This window comes from Serratia sp. HRI, assembly GCF_010119335.3.
In the GTDB taxonomy this organism is placed as follows: domain Bacteria; phylum Pseudomonadota; class Gammaproteobacteria; order Enterobacterales; family Enterobacteriaceae; genus Serratia; species Serratia nevei.
This window is the reverse complement of the sequence record NZ_CP083690.1, coordinates 667,666-692,441: the sequence shown is the minus strand read 5'-3', so window position 1 is coordinate 692,441 and position 24,776 is coordinate 667,666. Positions and strand designations below refer to the sequence as shown.

The 24,776-nt window shown below is 60.0% G+C and carries 26 protein-coding genes; 10 read left to right on the top strand and 16 right to left on the bottom strand.

Annotation, left to right across the window (positions count from 1 at the left end; translation table 11 throughout):
* Positions 1-14 precede the first annotated feature (14 nt).
* The gene (locus GF111_RS03465) at positions 15-1,328 is read right to left on the bottom strand and encodes an MFS transporter (RefSeq protein ID WP_147191267.1); all 1,314 of its coding nucleotides are present in this window, start codon (positions 1,326-1,328) and stop codon (positions 15-17) included.
* 382 nt (positions 1,329-1,710) lie between these two features.
* Between GF111_RS03465 and GF111_RS03460 the strand changes: the two genes are divergently transcribed.
* Entirely contained in the window at positions 1,711-2,013 is a 303-nt protein-coding gene (locus GF111_RS03460; RefSeq protein WP_047730753.1) for a putative quinol monooxygenase, read from the top strand.
* A gap of 118 nt (positions 2,014-2,131) precedes the next feature.
* Here the strand turns inward: GF111_RS03460 and GF111_RS03455 are convergent, their stop codons facing one another.
* From GF111_RS03455 to GF111_RS03425, 7 genes are all read right to left on the bottom strand, one after another.
* Positions 2,132-2,686, bottom strand: a complete 555-nt coding sequence (locus tag GF111_RS03455; RefSeq protein ID WP_038875318.1) for a hypothetical protein — start codon at positions 2,684-2,686, stop codon at positions 2,132-2,134.
* A complete protein-coding gene (locus tag GF111_RS03450; RefSeq protein WP_038875320.1) occupies positions 2,670-3,236 on the bottom strand; it encodes a GNAT family N-acetyltransferase in 567 nt (188 codons plus the stop codon). The genes GF111_RS03455 and GF111_RS03450 overlap by 17 nt, the downstream gene beginning before the upstream one ends.
* A gap of 122 nt (positions 3,237-3,358) precedes the next feature.
* Entirely contained in the window at positions 3,359-4,078 is a 720-nt protein-coding gene (locus tag GF111_RS03445) for an enoyl-CoA hydratase/isomerase family protein (protein WP_147191269.1), read from the bottom strand.
* Positions 4,071-5,243 carry an MFS transporter gene (locus GF111_RS03440; RefSeq protein WP_038875325.1) on the bottom strand — a complete coding sequence of 391 codons (1,173 nt, stop codon included), beginning with the start codon at positions 5,241-5,243 and terminating at the stop codon, positions 4,071-4,073. Before GF111_RS03440 ends, GF111_RS03445 begins: the two co-directional genes overlap by 8 nt.
* Complete coding sequence (gene hemA, locus GF111_RS03435) at positions 5,240-6,451, bottom strand: 5-aminolevulinate synthase (RefSeq protein WP_038875328.1); 1,212 nt, start codon at positions 6,449-6,451, stop codon at positions 5,240-5,242. The genes GF111_RS03440 and hemA overlap by 4 nt, the downstream gene beginning before the upstream one ends.
* A 15-nt stretch (positions 6,452-6,466) precedes the next feature.
* Positions 6,467-7,678, bottom strand: a complete 1,212-nt coding sequence (locus tag GF111_RS03430) for an acetyl-CoA C-acyltransferase (RefSeq protein WP_038875331.1) — start codon at positions 7,676-7,678, stop codon at positions 6,467-6,469.
* Positions 7,679-7,687: 9 nt separating this feature from the next.
* Positions 7,688-9,217 carry a 3-hydroxyacyl-CoA dehydrogenase NAD-binding domain-containing protein gene (locus tag GF111_RS03425; protein WP_094461128.1) on the bottom strand — a complete coding sequence of 510 codons (1,530 nt, stop codon included), beginning with the start codon at positions 9,215-9,217 and terminating at the stop codon, positions 7,688-7,690.
* A 335-nt stretch (positions 9,218-9,552) separates the two neighbouring features.
* Between GF111_RS03425 and GF111_RS03420 the strand changes: the two genes are divergently transcribed.
* The 3 genes from GF111_RS03420 (at position 9,553) to GF111_RS03410 (ending at position 11,735) form a co-directional block, all read left to right on the top strand.
* The gene (locus GF111_RS03420) at positions 9,553-10,269 is read left to right on the top strand and encodes a LuxR family transcriptional regulator (RefSeq protein WP_038875336.1); all 717 of its coding nucleotides are present in this window, start codon (positions 9,553-9,555) and stop codon (positions 10,267-10,269) included.
* Positions 10,270-10,448: 179 nt separating this feature from the next.
* The gene (locus tag GF111_RS03415; RefSeq protein WP_038875339.1) at positions 10,449-10,877 is read left to right on the top strand and encodes a universal stress protein; all 429 of its coding nucleotides are present in this window, start codon (positions 10,449-10,451) and stop codon (positions 10,875-10,877) included.
* A 177-nt stretch (positions 10,878-11,054) separates the two neighbouring features.
* Positions 11,055-11,735: a hypothetical protein gene (locus GF111_RS03410; protein WP_047727863.1), complete on the top strand. Its 681-nt coding sequence runs from the start codon at positions 11,055-11,057 to the stop codon at positions 11,733-11,735.
* A 45-nt stretch (positions 11,736-11,780) separates the two neighbouring features.
* Here GF111_RS03410 and GF111_RS03405 read toward each other — a convergent pair whose 3' ends face one another.
* The 5 genes from GF111_RS03405 to GF111_RS03385 all read right to left on the bottom strand — a co-directional run bounded on the left by GF111_RS03405 (position 11,781) and on the right by GF111_RS03385 (position 18,078).
* On the bottom strand, positions 11,781-12,794 hold the full coding sequence (locus GF111_RS03405; RefSeq protein ID WP_147191404.1) for an Ldh family oxidoreductase: 1,014 nt from the start codon (positions 12,792-12,794) through the stop codon (positions 11,781-11,783).
* 19 nt (positions 12,795-12,813) lie between these two features.
* The gene (locus GF111_RS03400) at positions 12,814-14,379 is read right to left on the bottom strand and encodes an APC family permease (protein WP_047727862.1); all 1,566 of its coding nucleotides are present in this window, start codon (positions 14,377-14,379) and stop codon (positions 12,814-12,816) included.
* Positions 14,380-14,423: 44 nt separating this feature from the next.
* Complete coding sequence (locus GF111_RS03395; protein ID WP_055312160.1) at positions 14,424-16,040, bottom strand: aldehyde dehydrogenase (NADP(+)); 1,617 nt, start codon at positions 16,038-16,040, stop codon at positions 14,424-14,426.
* Between the two features lie 55 nt (positions 16,041-16,095).
* Positions 16,096-17,016, bottom strand: a complete 921-nt coding sequence (locus GF111_RS03390) for a dihydrodipicolinate synthase family protein (RefSeq protein WP_038875354.1) — start codon at positions 17,014-17,016, stop codon at positions 16,096-16,098.
* A gap of 207 nt (positions 17,017-17,223) precedes the next feature.
* Complete coding sequence (locus GF111_RS03385; RefSeq protein ID WP_038875357.1) at positions 17,224-18,078, bottom strand: AraC family transcriptional regulator; 855 nt, start codon at positions 18,076-18,078, stop codon at positions 17,224-17,226.
* Between the two features lie 389 nt (positions 18,079-18,467).
* On the opposite strand from GF111_RS03385, the gene GF111_RS03380 reads away from it, so the two are divergent.
* From GF111_RS03380 to GF111_RS03365, 4 genes are read left to right on the top strand one after another with little or no spacing between them, the layout of a single operon-like run.
* Positions 18,468-19,415, top strand: a complete 948-nt coding sequence (locus tag GF111_RS03380) for a 4-hydroxyproline epimerase (RefSeq protein ID WP_038875361.1) — start codon at positions 18,468-18,470, stop codon at positions 19,413-19,415.
* Positions 19,415-20,539 (top strand): FAD-binding oxidoreductase, encoded by a 1,125-nt coding sequence (locus GF111_RS03375; protein WP_147191406.1) that lies wholly within the window; start codon positions 19,415-19,417, stop codon positions 20,537-20,539. Before GF111_RS03380 ends, GF111_RS03375 begins: the two co-directional genes overlap by 1 nt.
* On the top strand, positions 20,536-20,796 hold the full coding sequence (locus GF111_RS03370; protein WP_071605387.1) for a (2Fe-2S)-binding protein: 261 nt from the start codon (positions 20,536-20,538) through the stop codon (positions 20,794-20,796). Before GF111_RS03375 ends, GF111_RS03370 begins: the two co-directional genes overlap by 4 nt.
* The gene (locus GF111_RS03365; RefSeq protein ID WP_047727854.1) at positions 20,789-22,057 is read left to right on the top strand and encodes an FAD/NAD(P)-binding oxidoreductase; all 1,269 of its coding nucleotides are present in this window, start codon (positions 20,789-20,791) and stop codon (positions 22,055-22,057) included. Before GF111_RS03370 ends, GF111_RS03365 begins: the two co-directional genes overlap by 8 nt.
* A gap of 47 nt (positions 22,058-22,104) precedes the next feature.
* On the opposite strand, the gene GF111_RS03360 is transcribed toward GF111_RS03365, so the two are convergent.
* Complete coding sequence (locus GF111_RS03360) at positions 22,105-22,464, bottom strand: hypothetical protein (RefSeq protein WP_004927961.1); 360 nt, start codon at positions 22,462-22,464, stop codon at positions 22,105-22,107.
* Positions 22,465-23,005: 541 nt separating this feature from the next.
* Here GF111_RS03360 and GF111_RS03355 point away from each other — a divergent pair.
* On the top strand, positions 23,006-23,320 hold the full coding sequence (locus GF111_RS03355) for a hypothetical protein (RefSeq protein ID WP_038875370.1): 315 nt from the start codon (positions 23,006-23,008) through the stop codon (positions 23,318-23,320).
* Positions 23,321-23,490: 170 nt separating this feature from the next.
* Positions 23,491-23,922 (top strand): hypothetical protein, encoded by a 432-nt coding sequence (locus GF111_RS03350; protein WP_147190630.1) that lies wholly within the window; start codon positions 23,491-23,493, stop codon positions 23,920-23,922.
* A gap of 19 nt (positions 23,923-23,941) precedes the next feature.
* Here the strand turns inward: GF111_RS03350 and GF111_RS03345 are convergent, their stop codons facing one another.
* Both GF111_RS03345 and GF111_RS03340 read right to left on the bottom strand, forming a co-directional pair.
* Positions 23,942-24,283, bottom strand: coding sequence for a GlpM family protein (locus GF111_RS03345; protein ID WP_038875376.1), 342 nt, complete (start codon positions 24,281-24,283; stop codon positions 23,942-23,944).
* A 121-nt stretch (positions 24,284-24,404) separates the two neighbouring features.
* Complete coding sequence (locus GF111_RS03340; RefSeq protein ID WP_004927950.1) at positions 24,405-24,629, bottom strand: DUF2594 family protein; 225 nt, start codon at positions 24,627-24,629, stop codon at positions 24,405-24,407.
* Between the last annotated feature and the right edge of the window lie 147 nt (positions 24,630-24,776).

Genomic DNA, 24,776 nt, shown 5'->3' with positions numbered 1-24,776 from the left:
TAAATAACGCGCCGCTATCCGGCAATCTTTGCATCTTGCTTGCTCACGTCGGTGCGCCGGTTTTTGAGCGCCCACAACAGCGCGGCGCACAGCAGTGCAAAGGCGGCCAGCACCAGCGGCCCGGCGTGCGGGCTGTGAAAACGCTGTTCCGCCTCGGTGCGGATAAGCGGGGCTAAAAAGCTGAACGCCGCGCCGAGCGTGGTGCAAAAGCCGATGCCGGCCGCCAGTGCCGGGCCGGTGAGCACCTGAGCGGGAAACGTCCAGAAAATCGGCTGTACCGCCAGGAAACTGACTGCACAACAGCTCAGTGCGACGATAGCGAGCAAAGGACCGGCATAGGAAGAAACCACCAGCCCCAGCGCCGCCGCGACCATGCAGGCAACGGCGATCGGTAGTCTTCTGGCGGTGTTTCTGTCGGCAAAGCGCGGCAGGAAATAGACGCCCAGCGCAGATAACGCCCAGGGAATGGCGGCCACCAGCGAGGCCTTGAAGCCGAGATGGGTGCCCATCAGCGAGGCGACCTGCGAAGGCAGGAAAAACATCAGGCCGTACACGCCGATCTGCAGGGTGCCGTAGATCAACGCCAGATGCCAAACTTTGCCGTTTCTCAACGCTGCTTTGACGCTGCTGGTTTCGGTCTGCTGCTGTTCGGCGGCCAACTGTGCGACCAGCGCCGTGCGTTCTTCCTCAGTCAGAAAGCGGGCCTGCTGCGGGCTATCGTCGAGATAGAAAAAGGCGAAGACGCCGAGGGCGACGGCCGGCAACCCTTCCAGCACGAACATCCAGAACCAGCCGGGCTTACCCAGCACGCCGTGCATCTCCAGCAATGCCCCCGACAGCGGGGAGCCGAGCGTCAGGGCCGCCGGCACGCCGAGCACGAAAATGCCAATGACCGAGGCGCGCACCTTATTGGGAAAATAGATCGACGCGAGCAGCAGGATGCCGGGGTAAAACCCGGCCTCGGCGATCCCCAGCAGAAACCGCAGGACGATAAACAGTTGTTCGTTGGTCACCAGCCCGGTGCAGGCCGACAGCGCCCCCCACAGCGCAGTGGTGGCGCTGAGCCAGCGTTTGGCGCCCCAGCGGTTCATCAGCAGGTTGGCCGGGATGCCGAACAGCGCATAGGCGGCAAAAAATATCCCCGCGCCGAGCGCAAAGGCGGATTGGGACAGCGCGATATCGATAGCCATCGCGTCCTTGGCAAAGCCGACGTTAACCCTGTCGATAAAGGCGACAAAGTACATGGCGAACATCAATGGCACCAGCCTGCGCCAGGTTTTGCCAATGGCGACGTTGAGCGCAGGAGCGGCATAGGTGGTGTGATTCACTGGCGTTAACCTCTCTTCTGAGAATGACAAGCGTCGGTCACAGGACCGTCCTGATGCCGTTGCCCTCAACACGACGGTAACCACGGTTTCTCTTCGCGATCCTTAAAGGTCTAAAGGACTAATGGTCAGGCCTTTGAGGGCAAAAAAACGCCGCGTATCGGGTCGGCAGGTTGGTGCAGACATCACCATGGTAAATGGTGTGTTGCTTTTTTGTTAACCGGAAGTTCACACAGGGTCAGGGTAGGTTCAAGCGCTTTGATCGAGATCTGTGTGCGCTATCACCGAATTGGCAACCCGGCGATAGGCCTGGAGCAGGGTGCTTTCATCTCGGGAGTGAGGACGCTAAGGTGAGGCACGGCAAAACAGAATGCAGGAGCGCAACATGCTGAAGGTCATCGCTGAAGACTTTATCCACCCGGAACATATTGAAACCGTTATGCCATGGTATCGCGAGCTGGTGGAGAAAACCCGTCAAGAACCGCTGTGCATCAGTTATGAACTGTGCATCGACCAGCAGGACCCCGGGCATTTTATTTTTATCGAAAGCTGGCCGGATCGTGCCGCCCTGGATGTGCATTGTCAGACCGAGCATTTCACCCGGCTGGTGCCACAGATCAATCAGCATCAGCGCAAGCCTTGCACCTTCCTGTTTATGCAGGTATTTCCCGGTTTGAACGGTGACTAGATGAAAAAAGCCCCGCATGGGGGGCGGGGCTAATGGCTTCTCAATGCATCTTTTAATGGTTAATAAATAACCTTATTGCTTGAGGCATACCCTGAGAATGCTCCTAAATGTATTCATACTATGAATGATTATGCGCAGTGGCCTCGCTGGCGGTCCTGATGTCGCGCAACATACGGCGGCGTATCAGCCCGCTGACCAGGCGAATAGTATACCAGTAGGGGGTGAACCGCCGTCGGCTGGCGTCGTCGGGGCAGAAGATGCGCGTTTCCGTTACCAGGCGGCAGTGGCCGCTCGGCAAAGGGGTCACGACGTAACCCAACGCCAGTTTGGCTACGCCGGGCTGAGCGAAGGCCAGAAACCCCGGCCCGTCGGCGACGTCCTCCAGACCGTATTCGGCCTGCCAAAAGCGGCCGATCAGGCCATAGACCAGCGCCGTTTCATCCCGCTCAAGCAGGCAAAAGTTATGCAGGCCAAACGGCGGTGGGTTGGGTTTATCGCGCGGTATCAGCCGTGCGGGCAATTCGCGCAGCGCTATCATGCTGCGGAAAAAGCGATCGTGCTTGGGATCGTAAGCGGCCACGGCCGCCAGTATCCGGGCCGGCGGTGCGGCGATGGTGATGGCATGCCGCTCCGAGAACTGGTATTGCCCAAGGTATTTATTCAGCAGCGCCATGCTTTGCATTCTCCCGCCATTCGCTTTGCAGCAGAGCGAAACCGAATTCGTCGCCCCACGCGCCTTTAAAAAACACGTTTTGCCGCCAATGGGCCTCGCGCCGAAAACCCAGCTTGCCGAACAGCGCGGCGGCGCCAAGATTACGGGCGTCCACCACCGCGGTAATGCGGTGCTTCGCCAGCGGCCCGAACAGCAGGGCGATGACGGCGTTCAGCGCCTCGTGCGCCATCCCTTGCCGCTGATGGCTGGGCGCGCAGGTCACGCCCAGTTCAGCCTGGCGCCCCGCATCGAAAAAATGCACCGCGACATCGCCGAGCAACGCGCCGTCTTCGCGGCGCTCGACCGCCAGTTGAAACCAGCTGTCTTCACGGTTGAACTCGAGCCGCCGCTGCCGTTCGAAAAAGGCCTGCGCATCGGCGGCGCCGTAGTCGCTCCAGCTTTGATAGCGCGCCACGTCGGGGTGGCTGCGGTAGGCGGTAAAGTGGGGCAGATCGTCGGCCGTGAACGGGCGCAGGATCAGCCTGGGGGTCAGCAGAGGCAAAGGGCGCATTGTTTTTCCTTATCAGCGCATTAGGGCTACCGGCAGTGTAGCCCAGCGCCGAGAGGCGGGCTGCGTAAAATGAGCTGTGGCGGAAAAGCGGAAATGCCGGTTCAGGCGAACCGGCAGGGGTATTATCGGCGGGCGGCAGCCTGACGCAGGCGCTCGACCGGGCCTTGTTGAAAAGCGAATGAGGGGGCTTCCTGCCGTGCCAGCCCCTGGCGCACGATGGCCTTAACCGTTTGGCTGGCGGCAAGATCTTTTCCGGCGATCTGTTCGGCGATGCGCAGTGCTTCTTCCCGGGCCGTCCCCTCGCTGATACGGGAAATGGCGCCGTGTGATAACGCCTCCTGCGCATCGACGATTCTGCCGGTCAGCAGCCAGTCGAGCGCGACATAGGGAGAAACTCGCGCCGGCAAGCGCGCGCACCCGCCTTGTGCGGCGACCAATCCGAGCCCGGTTTCGGGGAAGCTGAAGCGTGCGCCCTGGCCGGCGACGATCAGATCGCAGGCCAGAGCGAGCTCAAAGCCACCTCCGTAAGCGATGCCATCAACGGCGGCGATGATCACCTTGGCGATCTGCGCATGGATCAGCCCGCCAAACCCCTCCGGCGTGACGATGGGCAGTTCACCCTGATGAAAGGCGTTGATATCCATGCCGGCGGAAAATACCGCCGGTTGACCGGCCAGGACGATCGCGTGCACCGAGTCATCGTTATCTGCCTGCCGCAGGTAGGTGCGGATCAGCTCGGCCATCTGCAGGTTGATGGCGTTCTTTTTTTCCGGCCGATTGAGGGTGATGATCGCAACCTGCTCGCCATGGCGCTCATAAAGCACCGGAAGGGCTTCATTCATTGTTGGTCTCTCCCCGGAAAAACAGCAGCGTCAGCAGCAGGGCGATGGCGCCGAGCGGCAGCGAAAACAGCGGCAGGTAATGGGCCGGCAGCGCGTAGAGCGTCAGGCCGCCCAGCATGCCGCCCGCCGCGATGCCGGCGTACAGCACCGAGCTGTTGAGCGACACGGTCAGCGCGCCAAAGCGTTTCGACAGCGACAACAGGTGATGTTGGATCGGCACCAGATACATCCAGCCGGTAATGCCCCAGACCAGGAAGATGGCCAGTACCCACCAGGGGGAAGTGACATAAAAGGCCAGCAGAAACAGGGACAGCGTCTGGAGCGCCACGGAAAACAGCAGCACAAACTTGCTGCCGAGGGCATCGGTTAACGCACCGGAGGCAAAATTGCCGATCACCGCGCCAATACCGAACACCAGCAGCGCGAGGGGCAGAATCGCCTGCGGGCCGAACTGGGTGTTTTTCAGCAAGACGCTGACGTAGCTATAGACGATGTGTTCCGAGCAAACGGCAAAAAAGGTGATCAGCAGCGTAGTCAGCACCGCCTTTTGCCGCAGCGGGGCGAGCCGCTCTTTCAGCGAATGCTTGCCCGGTGGCGCAATGGCGCGCAGCGCCAGCGACAGGCCCAGCAGCGCAATTGCCCCCAACAGGGCGATGAACAGGAATATCTCACGCCAGCCGATCAGTTTGGCGAGAAAGGTACCGAATGGAATACCGAGCGCAATAGCCAACGTCATGCCCCCATAGACGATGGAAATGGCCAGGCCGCGGCGTTTTTCCGCCACCAGCCCCACGGCGGCGGCGGCGGCCTGCGGCGTGTAACAGGCCGCTCCCAATGCGGCCAGCACTCTGCCGAACGAGATCTGCAGGTAGCTGGTGGCCCAGGCGCAGGCCAGATTGCCGGCGATGAACAGTACCAGCGCCAACTGCAGGATATGCTTGCGGTTGACGTTGCCGAGCAGCCAGGCGGTCAGTGGCGCGAACAGCATATAAGCCAGCGCGAATACCGATATCAACTGCCCCGCTTGCGCGGGGCTGACGGCAAAGGTATCGGAAATGTCACTGAGCACGCCGGCCACGATAAAGGCGTCGGTGCCGATGGCGAACGTACCGGTTGCCATTAGACAGAGCGTGACCAGATGGCCGTTATAATCCGCTAACTTCATCCTGCCCTCCGCAGATCGTTCACCGCCCAGACCCGTCCCAGCGCCGCCAGGAACGTCTCCACGTCGGCATGGGAGTGCGCCGAGGTTGGCGTTACCCGCAGCCGCTCGCTGCCTGCGGGCACCGTCGGCGCATTGACCGGCTGCACGTAAATATCATGCTCATCGAGCAGTACTTTGCTGATGTGTTTGTTGCGGTGCGGATCGCCGACCCGCAGCGGCAGGATATGGCTGTCGGCCGACACCAGCGGAATGCCGGCGGCGCGCAGGCCGGTTTTCAGATGATCGACGATCGCCAGCAGGTGCTTGCGCTGGGTGTCATGCTCGAGGTTGTATTTAAAACTGGCCAGCGCGGCGGCCACCACCGGCGCCGGTGACGAGGTGCTGAAGACGAATGCTGGGGCCCAGCTGCGCACCGCCTCCACCACCGAGCGGGGTGCGGCGATATAGCCGCCCGCCGCACCGTAAGACTTGCCGAAACCGCCCTGAATAATGGTGATTTTATCCAGCAGGCCCAGCTGTTCGGCGTAACCCAGCCCCCGTTCGCCATAGACGCCGGCGGAGTGGATCTCGTCGAGATAGGTCAGCGCCTGATACTGTTCCGCCAGCGCCACGATCTGTGCCAAGGGAGCGAAGTCACCGTCCATGGAATACAGCGACTCGAAGGCGATCAGCTTTGGCCGCGCCGGATCGGCGGCCTGCAGCAGCTCGGCGAGGTGTGCCACATCGTTGTGGCGGAAGATCTTTTTCTCCGCCTTGCTGTAGCGGATACCGTAAATCATCGAGGCGTGATTCAGCTCGTCGGAGAATACGATCAGATCGGGAATGGCGTCACACAGGGTGGACAAGGTGGCGTCGTTGGCGCCGAAACCGGTAGTGAACAGCAGAGCCGATTCTTTGCCGTAAGCGCTGGCCAGCAGCGTTTCCAGTTCGCTGTGGTAGACCGAGGTGCCGGAAATGCTGCGGGCGCCGCAGGTGCCCAACCCGACCCGGTTAACCGCTTCGGTGGTGGCCAGCAGCACTTTGGGGTGGTGGCTCATCGCCAGATAGTCGTTCGAGCACCAGACGTTGAGACGGCGCTCACCTTGCTGTCCGTGGCTGGTGGCCCAGGGTTTGTCCTGTACGCCGCGTTCAAGGTTGAGGAACTCGCGAAAACGCCCCTGTTTTTTGGTTTCCGCCAGCTTTTCTTCAAGAATGTTCAGTACGCTCATAGCATATTCCTTGTGTTAAACGGCTTTAAGGTTTAGTGACAGACCCTGGCCGACGCCGACGCACATCGTCACCAATGCGTTGCTCGCCTGTCGGTCGCGTAATTCCAGCGCCGCCGACAGCACCAGGCGCGCACCGGACATCCCCAACGGATGACCGAGCGCGATGGCGCCGCCGTTCGGGTTAACCCGCGCGTCGTTGGCGTCGATACGCCAGTGTTTCAGCGCCGCCAGGACCTGTGAGGCGAACGCTTCGTTAATCTCGATGATGTCGAAGTCGTTTAAGGTGAACCCGCCGCGCTGCAGTAACCGCTCGGTGGAGGCGATCGGCCCCAGCCCCATCAGCGCAGGTTCAACCCCGGCGGCCGCGCTGTCGCCGATCTCCGCCAGAGGTTGCCACCCCTGACGCTTCACGTAGCGCCCGGAAGCCAGCAGCAGCACGGCGGCGCCGTCGTTGATGCCGGAAGCGTTGCCTGCCGTGACTGTACCGCCGGCGGAGAACGCCGGTTTCAGCGTCTGCAACTGTTGCAGCGTGCTGAGCCGGGGAAACTCGTCCTGCGCGAATGTGCGGGTCGTTTTACGATCCGCCGGCACGTCTACGGGCGTGATTTCCCGCGCCAGCCGGCCGCTGTCGATCGCCCGGCGAGCCTTCTGCTGCGAGGCCAGCGCGAACAGATCCTGTTCCTCGCGTGAGATATGCTGCCGTTGAGCCACGTTTTCCGCCGTGATGCCGAGCGGATCGCTGCCGTAGCGCTCCGCCAGCCGCGGATTAACAAAGCGCCATCCCAGCGTGGTGTCGTACAGCTTTACCCCCTTATCGAATGGCGTTTCGCTCTTGCTCAGCACATAGGGCGCGCGGCTCATGCTTTCCACGCCGCCGGCCAGAATCAGTTCGCTAAGGCCGCTGCGGATTTTTGCCGCGGCGTAGATCACGGCATCCAACCCGGAGGCGCAAAGGCGGTTGAGGGTGATGGCCGGCACCGACGGATCCAGTCCGGCAAGCAGCGCCGCCATGCGGGCGACATTGCGGTTGTCCTCGCCGGCCTGGTTGGCGCAGCCCAGAACCACTTCGTCCAGGCTCGCTTCCGCCGCCGGATGGCGCTGCAGCAGACTGCGAATGATCGTTGCCGCCATGTCGTCGGGGCGGGTATGCGCCAGGCTGCCACCATAGGCGCCGATCGCCGTGCGCGTGCCGTCGATCAGATAAACGCCGTCATCTTGAATGCTCATCATTAATCCTTAAGGCGTGGTCGTCAGCGCCGGTTGCGCGGCGTGCAGAAGGGTGTAATGCGGCGCATAGCGTGCTGCGTGCAGCAGCTGCGCCAGGTTGCTCAGCGTCGTCCTGACGTTTTTCTCCCCCAGGCTATCTAGCCAGCCGAAAATGCCGTCGGCGTAGTTAACGCCGGCGACGGCGGCGACATCGATGTCTTCCCGGCTGCAGACGCCGCTTTCCACCATGATCACCGACTCGTTGATTAGGCTGCTGAGGACGCGGGCGACGATCAGCGCCGGGGAATCCTTGATAAATTCAACCTGCGGGATTGCCGTGTGCAGCAGGCGTAAGAACAGCGCTTTATTGGCTGCAGAGGCGTGGCGGCTGTGCGCTGCCACCAGATACGCCGTGTCGGCGTAATTCAGGGCGACATCGACCACAAAGGCATCCGCCGCCGTCTGCTCGGCCAGCTGGTTTGCCGTGCGGCCATCGGTGATGCTGACGGTGAAAGCGTCATTGATCCGGACGGCCGGCCCCAGGCCCGGTAATGCCGGCCGTTGTTCCACGCGCAGCTGTGGCCACTGAAGCGCGGCACGTTGTTGTAACAGGGTAAAAAAAGGGTGTTCGCCGTAAACGTGCAGCGTCTCAATGTCTGCATCGGTGGCGGCCATCACCGGCGGGGCGTTTTCTTCGACGGCAAAATAGGAGCGGCCGTTCTTTTTTCCCAATAGACCGGCATCGACCAGCGAACGCTGCAGGTGGCCGGGGGTATAGCGCGCGTCGTATTGCATGTCCTGCCAGATTTGCCGACTGACCTGATAGTTGATGTCCTGGCCGATAAAATCGGTCAGCTCGAGCGGCCCCATACGAAAGTGCCCGCCGGCCTTGAGGGCACGGTCGATCTGCGGCGCGCGCGCCACGTGTTCTTCCAATAGGCGGAACCCTTCCAGGTAGTAGGGGCGGGCCATGCGGTTGACGATAAACCCCGGCGTGGCCTGGCAGACAACATCGCGTTTCCCCAACGCGGTCACCAGTTGACGGCAACGCTCCGTGGTGGCGTGTGCGGTAAAGTAGGCCGGGATGATTTCAATCAGTTTCATCAGCGGCGCGGGGTTAAAAAAGTGCAAACCGATAAACCGCTCGCTGTGCGTCACCGCGGTTGCCAGCTTATTCAGCGACAGTGAGGAGGTATTGGTGGCGATCAGCGTGTCGGGCTTGACTGCCGCGGCTATGGCCGCCAGCACCTCAAGTTTGGTTTGCTCTTGCTCGGCGATGGTTTCTATCACCAGCTCGCTGTCGGCAATGGTCTCAAATACCGAGGTGAACACCAGATTGGCCAACACCGCGCCTTTATCCTGCAGCGCGATCTTACCCTGTTCGACTTTCTTGTTCAGGTCTAGCTCGATATAGTCGCGAGCCTGATTGAGGGTATTGCCGTTGCGATTATAAAGCACCGTGCGAATGCCTTTTTGCGCGAAAAGATAAGCGATGCCTCTGCCCATCGTTCCCGCGCCGATAATCGCAGCCGATTGAATTGCCGCATTACTTTCTGCCATAGAAAATCCCCGTCACTGTATGCCATGCGAAATTCGCAAATGCTTATTATCTCTTTGGATTTACGGCGGCACTGGGTGCCTGTCTGGAAAGTAATTGGCGGTGTCCTGGCTGTCTAACGGTAGAAATGACAGGTTTACGTGCCGAGGCGATTATGCTATTCGCGTAGTTTTCCTGTTCGGTGCAATAAAAAGGCTTATTTTAAAGGGAATAGCTGTTTTCGTTATAGCGTTGGTATTTTTTATTATATGAAACGGCTACTGGCGCCGGGCGACGATATTCTATAGTGAGTCTGACCTATCGATAAATCGGCATCGCTATCTGGAGAACCTGCGTTATGGATACCCGCACTCAACGGCTCATGGCGGAGGTAATTGGCAGCCTGGCCGATCGCGAATGCTTTCTGACGCAGCTGGAGCCCTGCGCCGAGGCGTTGGGGTTTGATTATTTCTCCTACATCGTGTTTTCCTGTTATCCGGCCAGCCGCCCCAAGATGCTGATCGAAGGGAATTTTTCAGCGAACTATCTCGAGGATTACCGGCGGCAGCGGGTGTATTTGCAGGATCCGGTTATTGAGCGCGCTCACCATTCCACGCTGCAGTTCCAGTGGGACGAAAGCTTTTATCACGAGCGGCCGACGCTTTGGCGGTATATGGCGCAATTCGGCCTGTGCGCCGGCTGGTCGCAGTCGGTTAAGGATTGTTATGGCCGGCTGGGGATCCTGACATTTGCCGGTAAAGCGCTACCCGAGCAAACGCCGCAAGCGCGCGCAGTAAATGAAACTTTTTTCCTTTGGCTGGCGCAAACTGCCCATAAAACGCTGCGTGAAGCCTTGATCTCGGTGAACGACGACGCGATAAAAGATGTGCTGACGCTGCGCGAAAAAGACATCTTACGCTGGTGCAGCGAAGGGAAAACGGCGGAAGAGATCGCGCTGTTGATGGGGGTGAGCGAGCGTACGGTCAATTTCCATATCGGCAACTCGATTAAAAAACTTTCTGTCGCTAATAAGACCGCCGCCACCGCCAAAGCGGTTTATTTGCAGCTGATTTAATCTCGAGTGCTAAATAATTAAGCGCCTATCCGTTATCGGTGTGATGTTTATATTTTGTTAAATTAAGAACTATCCTTATCAGTATTTACCCCCGATCACAAAAGCGTGATAAAGCGATTCACCGCGCCCGTGCGCGGCAGTATTCTGTAGGCACCCGGTTTACATAGAAAGGACGTAATATGTACAAGACTATTTTGGTGCCGATCGATATTGAAGAGGACCTGTTGACCGAACATGCGCTGAAGCATGTGGAATATTTGGCGAAGATGTCCGGCGCTAAAGTGCATTTCTTCCATGCGCTGCCGGATGCCTCGGCTTTTGTTACTGCCTATTCGTTCGGTCTCAAGGAATTTGAGAATCAGGCGGAAGTGAAGGCGGTCGAGAAGCTGAAGAAAATCATGTCGGAAATCGATCTGCCGTTGGAACGCCTCAATTACACCGTCAGCTTCGGCTCTGCGCGCGATCAGGCGCTGGAGCTGGCGGAAGAGATCGACGCCGATCTGATCATCATCGGTTCGCGCCGCCCGAGCGTGAAAACCTATCTGCTGGGGTCTAACGCTGCCGCTATCGTTCGCCATGCCAATATTTCGGTGATGGTCGTCAGATAATCCGTCTTAAGCCCACCGTTTTCGGGCGCGTTCTGCGGTTGCCGGTCGGCTGCAGAGCGTGCCTGGCGTTTTATTGCCATCTCAGCCTGAGCTGCTACGATTTTAGCTGACGTTTTTATGCCAACCTGGGCACCGGCCTTGCGCATATTCTTCATCTCAGCCAGAAGAGGGGCAGCTATGCCATTAGAAGTTGATGGGATCATCAGAGGCGATCGGGGCAGTGAACCGAGCCGTTGGCAACATGCGTCAACCAAACCGCTTATCACGCTGACCTGGCATCACACCATTCCCTGGAACTGTTTGCGTAATGTCTGGAATGGTCTGGTCGCGGGGCAGCATTGGGACGCGCTGGACGAGTTTATGAACCTGATCGGTGTGCCAAACCGCGCCGAGGTGCTCAAACAGATCAAGAATAAAAACCTGCAGGATCGCGATGGATTACACACTCTGGTGACCTGGCAAGGATGGAATATCGTCGAGGGGCCGGGTAATGAATATCGTGCGCAGGGGGACGATCCCGGTGAAAACTTCGACGGTTGGTCGGGTAAGGGGATGAGCACTAATCAGCAGGCGACGCAGCAGCAGGTCAACGTGTTGTATCAGGTGATGGCGCCGTTGGGCAACCGGGCGCTGGACGCCGCCAGACAGGCGCCGCCCATTACCACTGAGGAAGCGGGCGTTTTGCAACGGACGATTAAACAGACTCGCCCAACGTTGCGAGGAAAGGAACCGATCCGGTGGCAAGAAGACATGTGGCATCAGGTGCAGCCGGGTAAAGAGGCGAAACACTTCGCCCGCTGGGATACCAAACCGGTATGGCGCAAGCGCCTGCACAGCGACCTGGCTCAGGCAGGATAAAACTCGCCCGCGCCGGATTGCCGGCGCGGGGGAATCAATCCGGCGCTAATCGCACAGCGCCACGATTTCGTCGTACAGCGTCCTGGGGATCTCCACGCCGTCTCGTTCGCTCTGCCTCCGCTGCCGATAACGGCGTTCGCCGGGGATGCGTGCGCCTTGCGCCTGCATATCAGCAAACATCGCCTCTGCGCTGGCGAAATATTTCGCCCTATCCGCACCGAGAAAACGTTCAGGATCCAACGCGATGATCAGCTCACCGCCGTAAGGCGACGAACCGGTGCCGTCGTCGTAGGCCAGCGATTCCTTGCTGGTCATATCGCCGATCAGCGGCCCGGCCAACAATTCAACCATCGCCGCCAGCGCCGAGCCCTTATGTCCGCCGAAGGTCAGCATTGCGCCCTCCAACACGCTGGCGGCATCGGTGGACGGATTGCCTGCCTTATCAATGCCCCAGCCTTCAGGCAGCGGGGTGCCTGCGCGGCGATGCAATTCGATTTCGCCGCGCGCCGTTGCGCTGGTGGCCATGTCGAATAAAAACGGCGGGCGATTCGGGCGCGGCCAGCCGAAGGCGATGGGGTTGGTGCCGAACAGCGGGCGCGAACCGCCGGCCGGCGTCACCCAGGCGTGGCTGGGCGTGCAGGCCAAGGCCACCAACCCCTGCTCGGTCAGCGGTTCGATGTCGGCCCACAGCGCGGAGAAGTGCACGCAGCGGTTGATCGCCAACGCGGCGATACCGTTGGTGCGCACCTTATCGATAAAGGCCGGCAGAGCGGTGCGGTAGGCCAGCAGAGAAAATGCGCCGCCGGCATCGGCGCGCAAGATAGCCGGCGCTTGGTCGAACAGCCTGGGTATCGCATCGGCAGAAACCTTGCCTGCCTGCAGCGATCGCACGCAGCCCAAGAGCCGGTACAACCCGTGCGAAGCGCAGCCGTCGCGTTCACCCTGGGTGACATTTTGTGCCACCGCCTCGGCATGCGCCTGATTGAAACCGTTGCTGCGCAGTGCGCGCAACGCCAGTTGATAAGCCTGTTCCAGCGACAGAACGTGCATGGATGTCATTTTGATGTCCTCCCTGGGTTCATTCTTCTTCATCGCCGATAAAATTGGCCTGGGGTAAACAGGTATAGGCGCCCCAGTAGTAAACCGCCAGCGCAATCACCGCCATGGTAAGGGTGTCCCACGGGTGGGCAATGGCGCCGATGCCGCCGAAGCTGCTGAGGTAGGAGAGTGCGATCACCAGCGCATAGAAGACGATCAGCCACAGCGAGGACCAAATTTGCTGCCGGAGGCTAACGGCGTGGGTCGGCACCTGATTTTTGAACAGGATGTAGATGAAGAACATCAGGATCTGCAAACCGAGCAGCCAGGAGACGGTATCCCAGCCGGACCAGAAGACGATCAGCGCCGAAATGATAAACGACAACGGGCCGAGCACGCAGAAAGCGCGCACCCGGAACGGACGCGGCATATCGGGCGCATTGCGCCGCAGCCCGGCGGCGGTGACCGGGGCGATGGCGTAGCTCAGCACCAGCGCGGCGGACACCACGCCGATCAGCTTTTCCCACGACGGGAACGGCAGCGTCCAGAATACCGAGAGAGCGAAGGTCAGCCACAGCGCCGGGCGGGGAATGCCGGACTCGCCATCTACCCGGGTGAACAGTTTGAAGAAGGTGCCGGCGCGCGCCCAACCGTAGATCACGCGAGGCGTGGCGTTCATATAGATATTGCCGGTGCCGCTCGGTGAAACGATCGCGTCGCTGACCACCAGAAATGCCAGCCATCCCATGCCCAGCGTGATGGCGATATCGCGAAACGGCAGGGAGAACTGTTGGCTGATGCCGGCCCAGCCGCCGCTCAGCATCTCGCTGGGGATACTGCCGAGAAACGCTATCTGCAGCAGCACATAGATGATGGTGGACAGCACCACCGACAGGATCAGCGCGATGGGAATGGTGCGCTGCGGCCTTTGCACCTCGCTGGCGACCGAAATGATCGGCGTCAGGCCGAGGTAGGCGAAGATGATGCCGCCGGCGGAAATGGCGGCCTCAACCCCAGCGGAACCGAAGGGAGCAAAGCCCTGGCTGTGCAGGTTTTCCGGTTTGAAAAAGCTGAACAACACCACGATCACCAGCAGCGGCACCAGAAATTTCAGCACGCTGATCAGGTTATTGGATTTGGCGAAGGTTTTGACGCTGTAGTAGTTGAGCGCGAAGAAAAAGCACAGCAGCGCCAGCTGCACCAGCCAGCCGATCGGCGTAGGGTCGCCGGAACCCGGCAGGCTGAGGAATGGGAACCAGGCGGCGGCGTATTGCCGGGCGGCGACGACTTCGATGGCGATCAGGCTTGAGAAGGCGATCAGCGTGATAAACCCCAGCAGATAACCCATCAGTTCGCCGTGCGAGAACACCGGATAGCGAATAATGCCGCCGGCGCGCGGCAGGGCGGCGCCCAGCTCGCAGTAGACGATGCCGAGCAGCAGCACCGCCAGGCCGCCGATCAACCAGGAATAGATGCCGGCCGGGCCGGCGATGGAGGAGACATGGCTGGCGGCGAACAGCCAACCGGAGCCGAAGATGGCGCCCAGACCGATGAACGTCAGATCGGTGAGCGTAAGCTGCTTCTTGAATTTGCCTTGGGTTGTCATGGTATTACCCTTTTGTTATTGAGTGGCAGGCAGATGCGGCCGGGCTAATTTGGGGCAGGTGAAACCAGGGGATCTCGGGTGAAAACGCCGTTCACCAGCCGCAGTAGGTTGAGCGGGTTGGCGTCCTGCAGCGGTGGCGGCAACAGCGCCGCTGGCGTGTTTTGCAAACAGACCGGCCGCAGGAAACGTTCGATGGCCATCGTGCCTACCGAGGTGCCGCGTGCGTCGCTGGTCGCCGGATAGGGGCCGCCGTGCACCATGGCGTCGCACACTTCTACCCCGGTCGGATACCCGTTGAACAGCACCCGACCGGCTTTGCGTGCCAACAGCGTCGTCAGCCCGGCGGCCATATCGAGATCGCCGTCATCCGCCAGCAGCGTGGCGGTCAACTGACCTTGCAATGCCGACAGCGCCGCGTGCAGCTGTGCTTCGCTATTTACAGCGACCAGGATGCTGGCCGGGCCGAAGACCTCCTGTTGCAGCAGCGGATCGGCCTGCAGCAGCAGTGCCTCCTCCGCTTGATACAGCTGTGCCGTCACCCGATGAGGGGGCGTTTCGCTGCGGCCCGCCAGACGGCGCATACCCGGGTGCGCATCGAGGGCCGCCAGCCCGTGACTGTAGTGCTCCAGCGTGCCGGTATTCAGCATCGGTTGCGGCTCGGCGGCGTTGACCAAGGCGCTCATCGTTTCGGCCAGCCGATCGAAGGCGGCGCCACGCAGCGCGACGATCACGCCGGGCTTGGTGCAGAACTGACCGCAACCGAGCGTAAAGGAAGAGACCAGTTCCTGCGCGATGTGCTGCCCGCGCCGCGCCAGCGCCTGCGGCAGGATCACGACCGGGTTGATGCTCGACATTTCGGCGAAGACCGGGATGGGGTGAGGGCGTCGCGTCGCCAGATCGAAGAGCGCTCGACCACCTTGCAGTGAGCCGGTGAATCCCACGGCCTGAATCGCCGGATGTTGTACCAGGTCGGCTCCCACGCGGTTGCCGAAGATCATGTTGAAGACGCCGGCAGGCATCCCCGTACGTTTCCGGGCGCGCTCGATCGCCTGAGCGCTCAGCTCGGCGGTGATCATATGGCCGCTGTGCGCCTTGAACACGACCGGGCAGCCGGCGGCGAGCGCGGCGGCGGTATCGCCACCCGCGGTGGAGAACGCCAGCGGGAAGTTGCTGGCGCCGAATACCGCCACCGGGCCGAGCGCCGTGCGGTATTGCCGTAGATCGGGGCGCGGCAAGGGGGAGCGCTGCGGCAGCGCGCAGTCGATACGCACGCCCTCGACGTCGCCGCGCCGCAGCAGCGTAGCGAACAACCGCATCTGGCCGCTGGTTCTGGCGCGTTCGCCGCTCAACCGCGCCGGCGGCAAGGCGGTTTCCTGCATGGCGAAGGCGAAAAAAGCCTCATCCAATGCGTCTAACTCCTCGGCAATGGCGTCGAGAAAGTTCGCGCGTTGTTCCGCGCTGAGCTGCGAATAGGGTGCAAAGGCCGCGGCGGCAGCTTCTGCGGCGGCGGAGGTTTCTGCCGCCGTGGCCTGGTGGAAGCGGTAGCCGGTCGGCTGACCGTCGTCGGCACGCAGGCTGAGCAGCGCCGCTTCTCCTGTGGCGCGGCGTTGGCCGCCGATAAATTGTTGGCCGCTGATGGCGGCATAGCGATCGTTGGGCATCGGTTCCCCCCGGTAGAGAAAGCATGACGCCCGGCATGGCCGAGCGATGAAGGCGTTACAGGCCGACGTTCGGCAGCGCAGGGCGAGTGGCCAGCGCTTTATCGATCACGGCGTTGATCTCGGTGAGCGTCCCGCCCTGCAGCGGCAGGCGCGGCGGACGAGTGACGGCGCTGCCGCGGCCGACCCGCTGTTCGCAGAGTTTGATGCACTGCACCAGATCGGGGCGGGCATCGAGGTGCAGCAGTGGCATAAACCAGCTGTACAGCGCCAAGGCTTCCTCATAGCGTTTGTCCTTCGCCAGCCGGAACAGCGTTTCCCCTTCGCGCGGGAAGGCATTGGACATGCCGGAGATCCAACCTTGCGCACCAACGGCGAGGCTTTCCAGCACCACATCGTCCAACCCGGCAAACAGCACGAAGCGATCGCCGACTTCGTTGCGCAGATCGATAAAACGGCGGGTGTCGCCCGAAGAGTCTTTGAAGCACACGATATTTTCGCAGTCGACCAGCGAGGTCAGGATGTCGGGCGTGACGTCATTTTTGTAAATGGGAGGATTGTTATAGACCATGATCGGCAGATCGGTCGCGCAGGCGACGCTGCGGAAGTGCGCGGCAGTTTCGTGCGGCTTGGCGGAGTAGACCAGCGCCGGCATCACCATAATCCCGTCGACGCCGGCCTTTTGCGCTTCACGCGCCATGTTCTGCGCGAAGGCGGTGGTGAACTCGGCGATGCCGGCGATCACCGGAACTTTACCGTCGGCGGCGTCTCTTGCCACTTCGATCACCGCCAGCTTCTCTTGCACCGTCATCGAGGTGTTTTCACCGACGGTGCCGCACACCACCAGGCCGGAGACGCCGTCGCGCACCAGGTTTTTAATCACCGTATGAGTGGCATCGAGGTCCAGAGAGAAATCGTTGCGGAACTGGGTCGTCACCGCCGGGAATACGCCGCTCCAGCTTATGGCTTTATGGCTCATCGTGTTTGTCCTGTCGTCCGAAGTGTTAATGAAAAGTGAATCTTTGGTAAGGCTCACCGACAGATTGACCGGTATTGCGCGGGGTGGCTTGACGCTTTTCGCCGATTGCCGCGACGAAATTGGCACAATGGCGCCGAATAGCGGGCGTGAAAAAAACGGGCGCCGGTGCACCGTGAAAAGAGGGGGATAACCAGATAAATCAGCGTATTAAGCGGAAAGCGTCAGGCGGAAATCGCGCGGCGTAGAGCCGGTCATCGCTTTGAATTGACGGCTGAAGGCGCTGTGATCGGTGTAGCCGCACAGTAGCGCGATGTCGGTGATCGGCAGATCGCCGGCCAGCAGTTCCGTGGCCTTTTCCAACCGCACTTTGTGGATCATCTGGCGCGGGGTGAGGTGGAAGATACGCTTGCAATAGCGTTCGATCTGCGCCACCGACAAGCCGGTCAGCACCGTCAGCTCCTCAAGTGCGATCGGCCGTGCGTAGTGGCGGCGGATGTGCACGTCGATCGCCGCCAGCCGTTGGTAGGCCGGGTGATGGGCCCTGGCCTCCTGCAGATCGTGAGAAATACCCGCCATACCGATGATTTTGCCCTGCGCGTCGTACAGCGCCAGCTTTTGCGTCAGGCACCAGCCGGTTTCGCGGCCGTTGTACAGGTGCATTTCCAGCTGATCCTGGATCAGCACGCCGTGGCGCAATACCCGCAGATCCTGCTCGGTGTAGCCGGATCCGAGCTGGGCGGGAAAAACGTCGGCGGAGGTCTTGCCCAGCAACGGCGTAACGGTTTTGAAACCGCAGCGCCTGGCCAGCGTCAGGTTGGCCAGCAGGTAGCGGGCCTGGGCGTCTTTGATAAAGAACACCACGTTGGGGATCGCGTTCAGCAGCGGCGCGATCAGCGCCAGCGTATTCAGCAGATCGCACAGGTTGTTCGGGCGCTGCTGCGCCAGGCCGTCGCACAGGCGCGAAAGATGTTCGACGGCGAAAACGTCCTCTTGCTCCGGCAGCCCCACGAGCGAAGGCGGAGAGAGAGAAACCGGAGGCTGATAGTCTGAAGTGGATCGCATAGCTGTCCCTTTTCGGTCGTTAGCCGGAAAAACAGGCGGCTCGGGTTGATGTCTTCGCATCAATATTAACTTTTCTTTAACGAATCAAGCGCTATTTCCGGCCGCCTGCCAAATATGCGGATTGCCGCATACTTTTGCCGCGCGGTGCGTGGTGGTTGCTTGAAAACTGCGGCGTTTCTCGCCACGTGGAGGTTTAGCATGAAAGTAAGGTTATGATAAATAAGTTATTGTTATGATTTTCGTTAAGGGCGTACCCGCGACGCGTCAGGCCTGACTTTTGTCACTGTGCTGATTTCTTCATTTGCCGCGCCGAAACGCATCAAGCCGTTATGGCCACATTCGTTCAGGCTAACGCCATTGGTAACATCTCATTAACCCAGGAGACGCCGATGGCACTTTCTGCGCATATCACCGCTTTGCGGGCGATCGATTCTCATACCGGCGGAGAGCCGACCCGCCTGATCGTCGAAGGCTTTCCCGATCTTGGCGAGGGCAGCATGGCGGAACGGCGGGCGCGTTTCGCGCAACATTATGACGATTGGCGTTGTGCGGTGATGCTAGAGCCGCGCGGTAACGACGTGTTGGTGGGGGCGTTGCTGTGCCGCCCCTGTTCGCCACAGGCCACCGCCGGCGTGATCTTCTTTAACAACAGCGGCTACCTGGGCATGTGCGGGCACGGCACTATCGGGCTGATCGCTTCGCTGGCGCACCTGGGGCGCATCCACGTCGGGCGTCACCTGATAGAGACCCCGGTCGGCCCGGTAAACGCCACGCTGCACGAGGACGGCAGCGTCACGGTGGAGAACGTGGCGGCTTATCGTTACCGCCGCCAGGTGCGGCTTGAGGTGGCGGGTTACGGGCCGGTGACGGGTGACATCGCCTGGGGCGGCAACTGGTTCTTCCTGATCGGCGAGTCGCCGTTGCCCATCGATAAACAAAATCTGGAGGCGTTGACTGCGTTCACCTGGGCGGTGCGGCAGACGTTGGAGCAGGCGGGCATCTGCGGTGAAGACGGCGGAGCGATAGACCATATCGAACTGTTCGGTGACGATCCGCAGGCCGACAGCCGCAGCTTCGTGCTGTGCCCCGGCAAAGCCTATGATCGCTCCCCGTGCGGCACCGGCACCAGTGCCAAACTGGCGTGTCTGGCAGCGGAAGGCAAGCTGCCGCCGGACACGCAGTGGCGGCAGGCCAGCGTGATCGGCAGCGAGTTTCAGGCCTACTATCGCCGGAATGGCGATCGCATTACCCCCTTTATTCGCGGGCAGGCCTATGTGTGCGCCGATAGCCAACTGCTGCTCGACGAACGCGATCCCTTTGTCTGGGGAATTCGCTGATGGGCGTCGGGCGGAAAGCCGATGTCATCGTGATCGGCGCCGGCATCATCGGTGCCGCCTGCGCCTGGCGGCTGGCGCGGGAGGGGTATCGCGTCTCGGTGGTGGACGATCGCCGCGCCGGCGCTACGGCCGCCGGCATGGGGCATCTGGTGTGCATGGACGACAACCCGGCTGAGCTGGCGTTGAACGCTTATTCGCTGCGGTTATGGCGTGAAGTGACGGGGCGCATGCCGCAAGCGTGTGCCTGGCGCGGCTGCGGAACGCTATGGCTGGCGGATAAAGTGGATGAAATGGCCATCGCCGAGCAAAAACGGGCGCGGCTGGCGGAGCTGGGGGTAGCCGCGGAACTGCTGACGGCGGAGCAGATCGCCGCCGTGGAGCCGATGCTGCGGCACGGTCTGGCCGGGGGACTGCGGGTGCCGGGCGACGGCATTCTGTATGCGCCGCTCGCGGCTCGCTGGCTGTTGGCCGACGGTGGCGCGGCGATCGACGTGGTACATGGCGAAGCAGCAGCGCTGGAAGAGCGGGCCGTGCGGCTGGCGGACGGCAGGCGCCTGGCTGCGCCTATAGTAGTCCTGGCCTGCGGCCTTAGGGCCAATAGCCTATTGCCCCAGACTTTGCTGCACGCCAAGAAGGGCCATCTGGCGATCACCGATCGCTATCCGCCGCGGGTGCGGCATCAGTTGGTGGAGTTGGGATACGGCGCCAGCGCGCATGCCAGCGGCGGCACCTCGGTGGCATTCAATGTGCAGGCACGGCCAACCGGGCAATGGCTGATCGGTTCTTCCCGCCAGTTCGATGCGGTTGATTCGGCGTTGGACATGCCAGTGCTGGCGGCGATGCTCACGCGTGCGCAGCATTTCTTGCCCGTGCTGGCGCAGATGAACATCATTCGCTGCTGGACCGGGCTGCGCGCCGCCTCTGTCGACGGGCTGCCGCTGCTGGGCGTGCATCCGCGGCATTCCTGGCTGTGGCTGGCGTTGGGGCACGAGGGATTGGGCGTCACGACTGCCCTCGGCAGCGCCGCGCTGATTACTGCTCAGATCGGCCGGCAAACGCCGGAGATTGACGATACCCCGTATTTGGCGGCGCGGGCGTTTGCCGCCGAGGAGCTGTCGGTATGAATGAAGGACAAAACACGCTTACGTTGAGCATCGATGGCGATCCCTGCCGGGTGCCGGTTGGCATTAGCGTCGCTGCGGCACTCAGCCTGTGTGGCGACGCTCGTTGTCGGTTGTCGATTTCACACCAACCGCGTGCCCCCTTTTGCGGCATGGGCGTTTGTCAGGAGTGTCGAGTGACCATTAACGGTCTGCGTCGTCTGGCGTGTCAGACGTTGTGCCAAGCCGGTATGCGCATTGAGAGGAGCGATGATGAGTAACTTCGACTGTGAGGTGCTGATCGTCGGTGCCGGGCCGGCCGGCATGGCGGCGGCGCTGGCCGCAGCGGAAAGTGGTGGTCAGGTGCGCATGATTGATGATAATCCGCATCCCGGCGGGCAAATCTGGCGTGATGGGCCGCAGGTGGCTTTGCCTGAAACGGCGAACCGCTATCGGCATGCGATAGCGACGAGGGAAAATATTGCGCTACAGTCCGGCTGCAAGCTGGTGGCGCAGTGTGGCGTTGGCCGATTGGCCTATGAAGATGCCGAAGGTTGCGGCGTGATTCGCTATCAAAAGCTGATTTTATGCAATGGTGCGCGTGAACTGTTGCTGCCGTTTCCCGGCTGGACGCTGCCGGGGGTGACCGGCGCCGGTGGCCTACAGGCGCAAATCAAGCAGGGGCTGGCGATCCGTGGTGAGCGAGTGGCGATCGCCGGCAGTGGTCCGCTGTTGCTGGCGGTGGCGAACAGCGTGAAACAGGCCGGCGGCGAGGTAGTGCTGGTGGCGGAACAGGCGCCGCTTTGGCGGTTGGCGGCGTTCACCGGCGGGCTGTGGCGCTGGCCGGCCAAACTGCGTCAGGCGTTTTCCCTGATGCCGCGTCGTTACCTTGCCGGCAGCCGGGTACTGGCGGCGTTGGGGCAAGAACGTTTAACCTCGGTGCACGTCAATAACGGCGGGCGGGAGAGAACGATCGCCTGCGACAGGTTGGCCTGCGGTTTTGGCCTGGTGGCGAATATTGAGTTGGCGATGCTGCTGGGGTGTCGGATAGAACACGACGCCGTAGCGGTGGATCATTGGCAGCAAACCAGCCTGGCGCATATTTTTGCTGCCGGGGAGTGTACCGGCATCGGCGGCAGTGAATTGGCACTCACTGAAGGCGCTATCGCCGGTTATGCTGCCACTGGGCAGCGGGAAAAGGCAGAGCGCCTGGCGGCGCAGCGGCGGCAGTGGCGACGTTTCGCCACGGCGGTGGCAAGCACCTTTGCACTTGATGATCGCTTGAATTCGCTGGCCAAACCGCAAACGATACTGTGTCGCTGCGAAGACGTCACGCTGGAACAGGTGAGCCATCAGCCAGATTGGAACACGGCCAAGCTGAGCAGCCGTTGTGGCATGGGAGCTTGCCAGGGCAAAGTCTGTGCGACGGCGGCGAGGCAGCTTTTGGGCTGGCCTTTACCGCCACCGCGTGTGCCTTTAACGCCGGTCAGAGCGGAAACGCTGGTTGCGCTGGGAGGGCATTGCAGCGACGACGCCAATTGATGGCGCATCGCTGCGGTGACGTTTCAGTCCAATCCTACGTCGCTGCATCACCATTGCGGCCAATAGTAGGTTTTCTCACGCCAGCCTTTGCCGTACATACAGGCTTCTATGGTGGCGTCTCGGGCGGACTGATTGCGATCGGTCTGCACTGTTTTAATCGACGGTTCCTTGTCATAGCGGTATCCCGATGGACAGTCTTTCTTGTTCTTCTCGCAAGGAATGTATTTGTTTTCGTAGCTGAACTCCACGTCCCGTACCACGTCCGGGGGGAAGCGATCATAGCCGCGGCTACGGCATTCGGCATATTCGGCATTCCGGGTACTCTCAACCGCGCCGGGCCTTTCCCATTGTGTGCAGGCGGTCAACATCAATAACGGCAAAACAATCAAACAACGGCAATTCTTCATGGTGTCCCTAATTCTTTCTCTATCCTGAGGCTCGCCGCCTAGGAATGTTCCTAACTGGCGAGGTGGGAAAGTGTAATAAACTGACGGAACAATTGGAAATGATAATTGTTATTGTTTAGGTGTGATTAAGGTAGCGCCGCGTCGTGAGAGGATGTGGCGAATTGAGGGAGGCCTGCAGGGATCGCGATCTCACGACGAGGGGGCGATGTGACGCTAGTTTTATCCATTCTCTTTTTTGCCGCAATATACCGATCGCCATTGCATCATTTCGAGCAGCGAAACAATATGCATGCTAAGCATTTTCTTATCCTATTTTAAGGTCATTTTTATTTAGGATATTTACCCATGCCTAAAATTTAATTCCCGGTATTAATACCTTATTTTTTTATTTCTGTTTTTTTATTGTGGTTTTATTTTCAGATTTCATCCATGAAAGACTTTTTAGTTACAGGGAATTCATTTGCATTTTAAATTTGGATTTTTTAAATTCAGCTCAGATGAAGGATAACCGTTCGCGACAGAGTCAAAAAAGGAGTTTATTTTGTCTGGGATAAAGAAAACGCCTGAAAGTCATGACGGTTTACCTTCACCATCAGAGGATTATGATGCATTTAAGCACCTCTCTGATGTTGGCGCCGTGTTGGGATATGGGCGAACTCGCTTTTATCAGTGGTGCCGCGGGCGTGGATTTCTAACCCCGATGAATGTGCCTTCACATGAAATGATCAGCCTGGGATATATGGTGGCGGTGTTATCAGAGACCGGCCATACCCGGGTTTACGTCACGCCGGATGGTTTCAGTTACGTCAGTGGTGCGTTTGCGGCAGATATCCAACGTGGCATGGTCAAGTTTTAAATTTGCAATAATCGCCTTTATTTCAAGAGCTTTAATGCAGAATCTTCTTATTCCTGAGGGCTGGTGGGGGCGTGGGAAGTTGTCCGATTTTTTCGCCTCTGCGACATGAATGCTACTGGAGGCAGCTATTCTCTTGTTACGATAAGCATTATTTTCTTCAGGAGCCAAGGATGAAGCATTACGCCGCGTTGTTATTTGCCTCTGCACTGTTAACGGGATGTGCGACTCAAGCCATACCGCCGCAACAGGCTCAGTTACCGCCCCCGAGCCGTCTGATGCTCTATCAGAATATCCCGGATACGCCTTACGGCACGGTGGTGGTGGTTCGCGACAGCGGAATGCTCGCAGGCAGCTGCCGCACCGGCGTCTATGTGAATGGGGAGTTTGCCGCTTCGCTGGAGGCGAAAGAAAAAGCAGAGTTTCGCGTGCCGCCAGGCAATATCTCGGTCAGTATCGGGCAAGATATGATCGAGAATCACCTGTGCATTTGGCGTGATACCGGAGGCAGTATACCGATGACGCTGCGCGCCGGTGAAAGCCGCTATCTGCGCATCGCCGGTGACCGGCAGCGCGGTTTCGTTTTGCAGGCGGGGCGACCGTAACCCCGGCCGGGCAAGGGCGTTAACGTCCTTGCCACCATCCCCAGAGGGTAATTAATAGCCACGCCGCCGCAATCCAGCACAGCACCGCCGCCCCCAGGGCCAACGACAGCCGCAGGCTGTTAATCAGGAAATACAGAGAAATCAAATACACCAGATAGGGCAGCACTGCCCACATGCCGAAAATCAGCGTCGTTTTCAGCGCCGCAATGGAACGCTCGTTGCCGACAATGTAGTGCGCAATCAGGGCGAAGGTGGGGAAAAGCGGAACTAAACCGGCGATATAATAATTGCGCGTTTTGGCCAGCAGGCCGATCAGAACCACGACCAGTGCGCCGATCAGCGCTTTGACAAGGATGCCCATAATGGTCCCGGGGGTGGGGGAAAGCCAACACACTGCCCGAAAGCACGTGCAAGATCAATGGGGTGTGGCGTCACGCGGGGAAAAGCAGACCCGCATGAAGCGCGGGTCTGAGACGCAACGCTTACTGACGGTAAGCGTGCTTGATTTGCTGAATACTGTTCTTGAAGATTTCCGCCTGGGTGGGATCTTCAATCTGGGCGATAAAACGTTCCATGTTGATGATAACTTTCCCGGCGTCGGCCTGGCCGATCGACTTCAGGATCAGCGTCAGCGTGGCTTTGAGGCAGGCAACCTCGGTCGCCAAGATCTCCGGGTTTGCAGACGTAGTGAAATCAACGTTGCTCATTTTCTCTCCTGATTTTTTGAGGCCGTAGCCTGATACAAGCTGCTTTGGCACACCGCGCGCGGGCTAAACGTTGCCCCATGCGCAGCGGCGAATTTAACTGGGCGCGGAGTATAGCATAGCATGCGTCCATCATCTGCACCGGGCTTG